This window comes from Solidesulfovibrio aerotolerans, from assembly GCF_009856865.1.
GTDB classification, from domain to species: domain Bacteria; phylum Desulfobacterota; class Desulfovibrionia; order Desulfovibrionales; family Desulfovibrionaceae; genus Solidesulfovibrio; species Solidesulfovibrio aerotolerans.
Genome location: NZ_WVUD01000090.1, coordinates 1 through 4,358, shown reverse-complemented (window position 1 = coordinate 4,358; position 4,358 = coordinate 1). Strand labels below are relative to the sequence as shown.

The window sequence follows — 4,358 nt, the reverse complement described above, 5'->3', positions numbered from 1 at the left end:
CAACTACCGATGCCCAACGCAAGGCCCTCCTGCCACAACATCTCGATCCCTGCTCCCTGATCATCCCTGCCTGAGCTTCTGCCGCTTCCTGCTCGCCCTGACAAGACGCGTCTTATTGAGCGCTTACCCTGGACTGTGGTCTCGTCCATGTTGACGATAGGGCCGGAACGAATCTCCTCAATGATCAGGTCGATGAGCAGATCACAGGCCTTGGCTACCCGGATCATCCAGCCGGCCAGGGTTCCCCGGGAGATGTCCAGACCCAGGCGGGCGAACTGGTCCTCTTGGCGGTAAAGAGGAAGCGCGTCGGCGTATTTGGCTATCGCGACATGGGCCAAAAGGCCCGGGGTGACGATGCCCTGGGGGATGAGTTGGGGCGGCATGGGCGTGGTTTTCACCGTCGGCCTGTCGTCTTCCACGCCTTCGCAGGCCCGGCAGGCGTACTTGGGGTACTACCAACAAACGTGCTGTTTGGGGCAAATTGACTGAACGGGTATGAAATTGCCTGCTAATTTGGTGGACCCGCATCATTGTACGCGGCGGCGACTTTCAAGGGGAGCCGCGTCGTCATGTCCAGGTCGAAACGACCGAACGGGGTGACATGGCTGGTCAGGAGTGGGCTCAAAGCCCCCCGGTCTCGCGGGGTCATGCGATCCAGCAGCACCGGATCCTCCAAGACTTCCTGGATCATCAGGGTATTGATGTAGACGAGGCTGACCTGGATCAGGTGCAGGCAGAGCAGGCTCATCTCCATGTCGTGTTGCTTGTTAGTGGCGAGTTCCCCCTTTTTCCCGAAGAGGATGAAGTCATTGGCGCCGTTCCAGTTCTCCACCACATTCAAGCCCTCGTTGACCTCGCGCCGCAGCGCCTCCGATTCCAGGTAGCGGCACAGGAAGATGGTCCTGACCACCTTGCCCAGTTCGGTCAATGCCTTGTACGCAGGGTGCTGGACGTTGGCCCGCGTGAAGCGCCGCAGCAGGCTTTCGGCGTCCGCCGTGCCCATTTTCAATGCCACGGCGTACTTGACCAGCGTGTCGAGCTGCTGCTCGATGACCTCCCAGTCGATGGCCCGGGCCGGCATCACCGGCTCCAGGTTCGGAAACGTCTGGCCGGGATCCGGCCGATACAGCCGTTGCTTGTGAATGGCCTTGAACCGCGGCATCAACTCGAAGCCCAGCAGACGGCAGAAAGCGAAGGCTACGACGCTTTGGCCGTGGCTGTCCACATACTGTCGATCCACCTCCATCTCCGTGCAGTGACGCAGCACTCCTTCGATCATGAACGCGGCCTCGGAAGAAGAAACCCGCTTGAATTGCGAGTAGATGCAGACGCTCTTCATCTCGACGTGCCAGTAGACCATCACGCCGCGGCCGCCGTAGCGGACATGCCATTCGGTGAGCAGATTCTGGTCCCAGGCGGCGAACTGCTTGGAATCCGAGGCGCAGGCAGTCGTCGTCTCGCCCCAGATGCGGGGCAGTCTGGCGGCCAGCGTGGCGTTGGCCACCTCCGTGATGGCCTGCCGCAAGACCTCCACGGAAAGGTAGCGCTTGCGGACGTACAGGAGCTCCCGGAAGCTTTCGTTCTCCACGCCATAGGTCATGCGGGTGAGCCCGGCGTTGGTGCCGATCCCGTAGAGGCAGAGCAGCAACCGTCGCCGCAACGTCTTAGGATCCATGCGTTCTCTGGGAGTGGGGCTGCGAAAGAACCGGGTGAAGTGCTGGAGATGATCCACCTCCTTGAGAACGTCCAGGAGGCTGGTCATGGGCCAGCGGCGTTTGATCTCTTCCTTGAGGGAGGCGAGGTTCTCTGGATCCGGCAGGGCCTCGAAAGGGGAGACCTCGATCCAGCCGTTGCGCTTGGCGAGGATATTCACCTTCGGGTTTTCAGACAGGCCCTTGTCCAGGCGTTGCAACGCCTGGCCCATCTCCGCCTTGAGCGCGGTGGTGTAGGCCTTCGCGTCCAGATGAATGTCCAACATGCCGTAATACGATACTTTTTTCATATCGAAGTCCGGCGGCAGATCCTCTTCCGGATTCCGGTAGCGGCGGCTGCCCGCGACCCATATCTCGCGGCACCGGAGCTGCTCCCTGAGCGCCCTGATGGTGCAAACTTCATAGGCGCTCCTGCAGATTGCCGGCGGATCGCCTTCATCCTCGATCACCAATGGTATCCATGCTGGCCGCACCACGCCCCGCAGGGGGACGTGCAAGCCCTTCGGATAGCTGCGTCCCTTTGCCTCCAGGTGCGCCTTGACCACTTCGAGCGCCTGCATCACCGGGTGGCTGTCCGGGCTCGCGCACTGAAACTCCAGCGTGCCGAGCAGTTCCGGCAGGATGCGCCGGTAGTGCGCGGTGAAGGAACGGCGGGTGGCGGAGCGTACGCTGGCCCCAGTCCCCGCCCGCGACGATTCCTCCAGCACGGCCGCCCACCATTTCAGGCAGGCGACCGGGAGGATGACCTCGCTAACCCGGCCCTCGGTGTTGCCCAGCACGGCCCTTGCGACCTTGGGCAGCATGCGGTGCCTGGCCTCCGCGAGCTGGGCGAATTTCGCCTGTTCCTCTTCCAGCCGTTTTTCGGCCTTCTTGCTCAGCTTGTGGAAGGTCTCGATCAGCAGATCGACCAGGTGGTCTGTCAGCTCCTCGCTGCGCCGGTGCAGGTAGGCCGCCAGGAGCGTCGCTCGGAGAGGGGCGGCGTGGCGGCGCAGTTCGTGCGGTTCCTCCACGGCGGCTCGCTGGGCATAGCGCTCCACCAGCTTCACGGCTGCCCCCTTGAAGAGGTCCGGCGGGAGTTCCACCCCTCGCGCCTGGCGGAGCTTGGCGGCGACCTCCACCACGCTGGCTACGCCCGCCTTGCCCGGATCCGACTTGAGGGACTGCCACGGCGTCCACTCCATGCCCTCTGCGGAATCCGCCTGCTGGACCACCAGCAGGGTGCCCAGCCGAACCACGGTTTCAGGGCTCAACCGCCTGAGAAGTCCTGCGCAAAAGACCGTTTCGTGTTCCTGAAGCGCCGAGCTGAGAAGGCGTCGGGTCTTCTCCGGGACGGGCGGTTCGACCCGCATCTCCCGGCACCGCTGGAGGAAGATCTCCCGGAGCCGCTCAGGCCGCTGTTCCTTGGGAATAGCCTCCTCCACCAGCCATCGCTTGAAACCCTTCATGTCCGCGGCGCAACCCTCCCGAAAACCGCACCACTCGCGGATCTGGGCGCGGTGGTACTTCAGGGCGCGGCCTTTCCAAGAGTAGTCGCGCAACGCGGTGGCCTCCACGCCGACCTGTTCGGCCACGAAGCGCACCGCCTGGGCGGGGATCTCGATGGCTCCGCCCGGGAAGCGCCCCTCGATCTGAAAAAACTTGAGCAGGAGCGCAAACCCAAGCCGGGTGGCCCCCCGCTTCTTCTCGATCATATGCTGTTCCGCAGGCCAGATCTGCCAGGCCTCGCGGAGCTCATCCTCCGTCCACCGTTGCTTCATCCTCGATTTCTCCATGGTCAATAACAAATGTATTTGACCATAAGAAATCGACTCGGCAAAGTACACGGAAAGACAGGACTTTCGAATCCATATTCCGGGAGGGTTTTTGACCATGCGCGCCGCTATCTATACGCGGGTCTCCACTGTGGGACAGTCGACCGAGCGGCAAAGCCGCGCACTGCGGGCCTATGCCCAAGCGAGAGACTGGACTATCGTCCGGGAAGTTGAGGAGATGGCCAGCGGGGCGGCACAAAAGCGTCCCTTACGGGAAGAGGTGCTGCATCTGGCGAGAGCGCGCGCCATAGATGCCATTCTTGTACAGACTCTGGACCGATGGGGCCGCAGCGTTCAGGACTTGGTACTCACCATGGCGGAGTTGGAGGCGCTCGGGGTGGTCTTTGTCGTGCCGGGACACATCGACATGGGCACACCCATGGGCCGGATGCTGGCCCATTTTCTCGGAGCCGTGGCGGAGTTCGAGCGGGAACTTGTCCGGGAACGCGTTCGTTCAGGTCTAGACAACGCCAGAGCCAAGGGAAAGCGGCTCGGCCGGCCACCCGTCGCCCCTGCCCGGATAGCTTTTGCCCTGCAACTGCTGCTGCAGGGCCGGACCTATCAGCAGGCGGCACAAAAAGCAGGCGTCAGCGTCACCACGTTGCTCCGCGCACGACGCAAGGCAGCATGAAACTGGGAAATCGCAGGCTATATTTCAAACCAATTTGGTCGATTTGCCCCAAACGGCACGTTTGTTGGTACTACCCCTACTTGGGCCGGATGTGGCGGATGACCTGGATCTTGGCCGGCACGATATCGAGCTTCTCGCTTACTTCCTCGCCGATGCGGACCAGAACCGCGCCGCAGGGGCAGGCCTTTTCCGATTCCGGCAGAT

2 protein-coding genes and 2 pseudogenes are annotated in these 4,358 nt (G+C 62.4%); 1 reads left to right on the top strand and 3 read right to left on the bottom strand.

The features are described from left to right. Positions 1-107: 107 nt before the first annotated feature. Positions 108-449: pseudogene (locus GTA51_RS20015) on the bottom strand (IS66 family transposase); the annotation flags it as partial. Between the two features lie 59 nt (positions 450-508). Continuing rightward, the gene (locus tag GTA51_RS20010) at positions 509-3,469 is read right to left on the bottom strand and encodes a Tn3 family transposase (RefSeq protein ID WP_160964253.1); all 2,961 of its coding nucleotides are present in this window, start codon (positions 3,467-3,469) and stop codon (positions 509-511) included. 112 nt (positions 3,470-3,581) lie between these two features. Here GTA51_RS20010 and GTA51_RS20005 point away from each other — a divergent pair, with 112 nt between their 5' ends. Further along, a complete protein-coding gene (locus tag GTA51_RS20005) occupies positions 3,582-4,154 on the top strand; it encodes a recombinase family protein (protein ID WP_246198256.1) in 573 nt (190 codons plus the stop codon). A gap of 79 nt (positions 4,155-4,233) precedes the next feature. On the opposite strand, the pseudogene GTA51_RS20000 reads toward GTA51_RS20005, so the two are convergent. After that, positions 4,234-4,358, bottom strand: a pseudogene (locus tag GTA51_RS20000) (IS66 family transposase zinc-finger binding domain-containing protein); the annotation flags it as partial.

Excerpts from the sequence above, each read along its gene's own strand:
- GTA51_RS20010 (WP_160964253.1), bottom strand. The coding sequence starts at position 3,469 with ATGAAGCAACGGTGGACGGAGGATGAGCTCCGCGAGGCCTGGCAGATC.
- GTA51_RS20005 (WP_246198256.1), top strand. The coding sequence starts at position 3,582 with ATGCGCGCCGCTATCTATACGCGGGTCTCCACTGTGGGACAGTCGACC.